Source organism: Klenkia sp. AC732, from assembly GCF_979256525.1.
Map to the genome: position 1 here is coordinate 1 of NZ_CEEDOS010000081.1, position 5,630 is coordinate 5,630.

General features: G+C 58.3%; 3 rRNA genes. All 3 read right to left on the reverse strand.

Annotated elements, in window-relative coordinates:
- Positions 1 to 8 precede the first annotated feature (8 nt).
- Positions 9 to 125 (reverse strand): 5S ribosomal RNA (gene rrf, locus AC0IVP_RS21685).
- 122 nt (positions 126 to 247) lie between these two features.
- Positions 248 to 3,383, reverse strand: a 23S ribosomal RNA gene (locus AC0IVP_RS21690).
- A 569-nt stretch (positions 3,384 to 3,952) separates the two neighbouring features.
- Positions 3,953 to 5,475, reverse strand: a 16S ribosomal RNA gene (locus tag AC0IVP_RS21695).
- Together the 16S, 23S and 5S rRNA genes form the textbook arrangement of a ribosomal RNA operon.
- Between the last annotated feature and the right edge of the window lie 155 nt (positions 5,476 to 5,630).

Below are 5,630 nucleotides of genomic sequence, written 5' to 3' on the forward strand. Positions count from 1 at the left end.
GGAATGATGTCCGGCGGCGTCCTACTCTCCCACCCAGTCCCCCGGGCAGTACCATCGGCGCTGAGAGGCTTAGCTTCCGGGTTCGGAATGAGACCGGGCGTTTCCCTCTCGCCATGACCGCCGTAACGCTGTGAAAGTTTCCACCCACACACCCGGTCAAAGGGGTGTCGGGCGGGGGAATGCTGGTTCCGCACTTTCAGAACCGCACAGTGGACGCGAGACAGTAGATCAATCAAAGCAAGATGTGTTGGTCAAGTCCTCGGCCTATTAGTACCGGTCAGCTGCACACCTTGCGGTGCTTCCACTTCCGGCCTATCAACCCGCTGGTCTGGGCGGGGGCCTTACCCGGTCAACCCGGTGAGAGACCTCATCTTGAAGCGAGCTTCCCGCTTAGATGCTTTCAGCGGTTATCCCTGCCGAACGTAGCCAACCAGCAATGCTCCTGGCGGAACAACTGGCACACCAGAGGTTCGTCCGTCCCGGTCCTCTCGTACTAGGGACAGCTCTTCTCAAGTCTCTTACGCGCACGGCGGATAGGGACCGAACTGTCTCACGACGTTCTAAACCCAGCTCGCGTGCCGCTTTAATGGGCGAACAGCCCAACCCTTGGGACCTACTCCAGCCCCAGGATGCGACGAGCCGACATCGAGGTGCCAAACCATCCCGTCGATATGGACTCTTGGGGAAGATCAGCCTGTTATCCCCGGGGTACCTTTTATCCGTTGAGCGACACCGCTTCCACATGCCGGTGCCGGGTCACTAGTCCCAGCTTTCGCTCCTGCTCGACCCGTCGGTCTCACAGTCAAGCTCCCTTGTGCACTTGCACTCAACACCTGATTGCCAACCAGGCTGAGGGAACCTTTGGGCGCCTCCGTTACATTTTGGGAGGCAACCGCCCCAGTTAAACTACCCACCTGACACTGTCCCTGATCCGGATCACGGACCGAGGTTAGACATCCAATTCGACCAGAGTGGTATTTCAACGACGACTCCACGAACACTGGCGTGCCCGCTTCACAGTCTCCCACCTATCCTACACAAACCGAACCGAACACCAATATCAAGCTGTAGTGAAGGTCCCGGGGTCTTTCCGTCCTGCCGCGCGTAACGAGCATCTTTACTCGTAGTGCAATTTCGCCGAGCCTGTGGTTGAGACAGCTGAGAAGTCGTTACGCCATTCGTGCAGGTCGGAACTTACCCGACAAGGAATTTCGCTACCTTAGGATGGTTATAGTTACCACCGCCGTTTACTGGCGCTTGAGTTCTGAGCTTCGCCGTAAAGCTAACCCGTCCCCTTAACGTTCCAGCACCGGGCAGGCGTCAGTCCGTATACATCGTCTTTCGACTTCGCACGGACCTGTGTTTTTAGTAAACAGTCGCTTCTCACTGGTCTCTGCGGCCACCCACCGCTGCCCGAAGCAAGTTCGATGACAGTAGATGGCCCCCCTTCTCCCGAAGTTACGGGGGCATTTTGCCGAGTTCCTTAACCACAGTTCGCTCGATCGCCTTGGTATTCTCTACCTGACCACCTGAGTTGGTTTGGGGTACGGGCCGCTCAGAGCTCGCTAGAGGCTTTTCTCGGCAGCATAGGATCATCCAATTCGCCTCATTCGGCTATGCGTCAGGTCTCACCCTCATGGGATACGGATTTGCCTATATCCCGGGCCACACCCTTGCACCGGTACTACCACTCACCGGTAGGACTACCTTCCTGCGTCACCCCATCGCTTGCCTACTACCAGTCCGGGTCCCACGTTCCACCCACACGTCATCAACCCGAAGGTCAACGATCACGGAGCTTCAGATGGTTAGCATCGCTGGGTTCAGCATGGACGCTCTTTCGCGGGTACGGGAATATCAACCCGTTGTCCATCGACTACGCCTGTCGGCCTCGCCTTAGGTCCCGACTCACCCTGGGCGGATTAGCCTGGCCCAGGAACCCTTGGTCATCCGGCGGGGGAGTTTCTCACTCCCCTTTCGCTACTCATGCCTGCATTCTCACTCGTGTGGCGTCCACGGCTGGATCACTCCGCCGCTTCCACCGCCACACGACGCTCCCCTACCCATCCACACACCTGGCCAACACTCCGCAGAGAGAAGGCAGGCTATTGCATGAATGCCAAAGCTTCGGCGGTGTGCTTGAGCCCCGCTACATTGTCGGCGCGGAATCACTTGACCAGTGAGCTATTACGCACTCTTTCAAGGGTGGCTGCTTCTAAGCCAACCTCCTGGTTGTCTCTGCGACTCCACATCCTTTTCCACTTAGCACACGCTTAGGGGCCTTAGCTGTTGATCTGGGCTGTTTCCCTCTCGACTACGAACCTTATCGCCCGCAGTCTCACTGCCACGCTCTCACTTACCGGCATTCGGAGTTTGGTTGATTTCAGTAACCTTGTGGGGCCCCTAGACCATCCAGTGCTCTACCTCCGGCAAGAAACACGTGACGCTGCACCTAAATGCATTTCGGGGAGAACCAGCTATCACCGAGTTTGATTGGCCTTTCACCCCTACCCACAGCTCATCCCCTCCATTTTCAACTGAAGTGGGTTCGGTCCTCCACGCCGTCTTACCGGCGCTTCAACCTGGCCATGGGTAGATCACTCGGCTTCGGGTCTAGAGCACGCGACTCAATCGCCCTATTCGGACTCGCTTTCGCTACGGCTACCCCACACGGGTTAACCTCGCCACGTACCGCTAACTCGCAGGCTCATTCTTCAAAAGGCACGCAGTCACCCCCACGTCCGAAGACGCATAAGGCTCCCACGGCTTGTAGGCACACGGTTTCAGGTACTATTTCACTCCCCTCCCGGGGTACTTTTCACCTTTCCCTCACGGTACTTGTCCGCTATCGGTCACCAGGGAGTATTTAGGCTTAGCGGGTGGTCCCGCCAGATTCACACCGGATTTCACGGGCCCGGTGCTACTTGGGATGAGCTCAAGAGAGAGTGCACGTTTTCGTGTACGGGGCTCTCACCCTCTATGGCGACCCCTTCCAGAGGCCTTCCACTAACGACACACTTTTCTGACTCTCCAGACCTTCGGCAGAAGATCTAAGAACGTCCCACGACCCCGACCACACAACGCCTGCCGGCTATCACATGTGATCGGTTTAGCCTCATCCGCTTTCGCTCGCCACTACTCACGGAATCACGGTTGTTTTCTCTTCCTGTGGGTACTGAGATGTTTCACTTCCCCACGTTCCCTCCACACGCCCTATGTGTTCAGGCGTGGGTCACACCACATGACTGGTGCGGGGTTCCCCCATTCGGAAATCCTCGGATCAACGCTCGGTTGACAGCTCCCCGAGGCTTATCGCAGCCTCCTACGTCCTTCATCGGCTCCTGGTGCCAAGGCATCCACCGTGTGCCCTTACTAACTTGAACACACACAAACCCACACCCACCACGACGAACCCCACCACCGCCACCAGAAGGCAACGACAACAAGACCACGCCGACGATCAGTGCAGGAGTCTTTGTTTCCTACAAGATGCTCGCGTCCACTGTGCAGTTCTCAAAGTGCGGGAAGTCGACCACCCCACTGCCGCCACCAGACCCCGCCCACCAAAGGGACAGACGATGTGACGAACAGGTGATCGCCCCGAGAAGGAGACACACCACCACCCCGACCCGACACCCCACACCCACCTCGCGGTGGCTCATGACGCGCCCGATCCGGGCAGACGATGTTCCGCTCCCTCAGGACCCAACAGCGTGCCTACGACCTCCACCCTCACGCCATCCCCGTTCCCACCCTGAACCCCCACCGAAGCGAGGAGAGCTGTACTAGGAGCCGGCATGCGGCTTCAACCGAACTGGTCAGTGTTCCACCCGTGAGCGACACCCCAGACACCCGCAGCCACCCACAACTGGGCGACCATCACGGCCTGAGCGTGACTCTGGACCAACCACCGAGGAACTACCCCCAGACATGGCCGGCCAGTGCTCCTTAGAAAGGAGGTGATCCAGCCGCACCTTCCGGTACGGCTACCTTGTTACGACTTCGTCCCAATCGCCGATCCCGCCTTCGACGGCTCCCTCCCACAAGGGGTTGGGCCACCGGCTTCGGGCGTTACCGACTTTCGTGACGTGACGGGCGGTGTGTACAAGGCCCGGGAACGTATTCACCGCAGCGTTGCTGATCTGCGATTACTAGCGACTCCAACTTCATGGGGTCGAGTTGCAGACCCCAATCCGAACTGAGACCGGCTTTTTGGGATTCGCTCCACCTCGCGGTATCGCAGCCCTTTGTACCGGCCATTGTAGCATGTTTGCAGCCCTAGACATAAGGGGCATGATGATTTGACGTCATCCCCACCTTCCTCCGAGTTGACCCCGGCAGTCTCCTATGAGTCCCCGCCATCACGCGCTGGCAACATAGAACGAGGGTTGCGCTCGTTGCGGGACTTAACCCAACATCTCACGACACGAGCTGACGACAACCATGCACCACCTGTGTGCGACCCTTACGGACCCACCATCTCTGGAGGATTTCCGCACATGTCAAGCCTAGGTAAGGTTCTTCGCGTTGCATCGAATTAAGCAACATGCTCCGCCGCTTGTGCGGGCCCCCGTCAATTCCTTTGAGTTTTAGCCTTGCGGCCGTACTCCCCAGGCGGGGCGCTTAATGCGTTAGCTGCGGCACAGAGACCGTGGAATGGCCCCCACACCTAGCGCCCACCGTTTACGGCGTGGACTACCAGGGTATCTAATCCTGTTCGCTCCCCACGCTTTCGCTCCTCAGCGTCAGTTGTTGCCCAGAGACCCGCCTTCGCCACCGGTGTTCCTCCTGATATCTGCGCATTTCACCGCTACACCAGGAATTCCAGTCTCCCCTGCAACACTCTAGTCTGCCCGTATCGACTGCAGACCCGGAGTTGAGCTCCGGGCTTTCACAGCCGACGCGACAAACCGCCTACGAGCTCTTTACGCCCAATAATTCCGGACAACGCTTGCACCCTACGTATTACCGCGGCTGCTGGCACGTAGTTGGCCGGTGCTTCTTCTGCAGGTACCGTCACTTTCGCTTCGTCCCTGCTGAAAGAGGTTTACAACCCGAAGGCCGTCATCCCTCACGCGGCGTCGCTGCGTCAGGCTTCCGCCCATTGCGCAATATTCCCCACTGCTGCCTCCCGTAGGAGTCTGGGCCGTGTCTCAGTCCCAGTGTGGCCGGTCACCCTCTCAGGCCGGCTACCCGTCGTCGCCTTGGTAGGCCATCACCCCACCAACAAGCTGATAGGCCGCGGGCCCATCCTCAGCCGATAAATCTTTCCACCACCAGACCATGCGGTCGGAAGTCGTATCCGGTATTAGCACCAATTTCTTGGAGTTATCCCAGAGCTGAGGGCAGGTTGCCCACGTGTTACTCACCCGTTCGCCGCTAGGGCACCACCCCGAAGAGTGGGCCTCGCTCGACTTGCATGTGTTAAGCACGCCGCCAGCGTTCGTCCTGAGCCAGGATCAAACTCTCCGTAGATGATTTGATCACGGCTGAGAACCAAGAGTTGGCACTCTCGATGTCAATCAACCAAAGGAACCCATCACGGCAAACCCGAAGGCACCCCGTGACTGGGGTTGAACATATGGCACTGACTTTCGGCACGCTGTTGAGTTCTCAAGGAGCGGACGCGC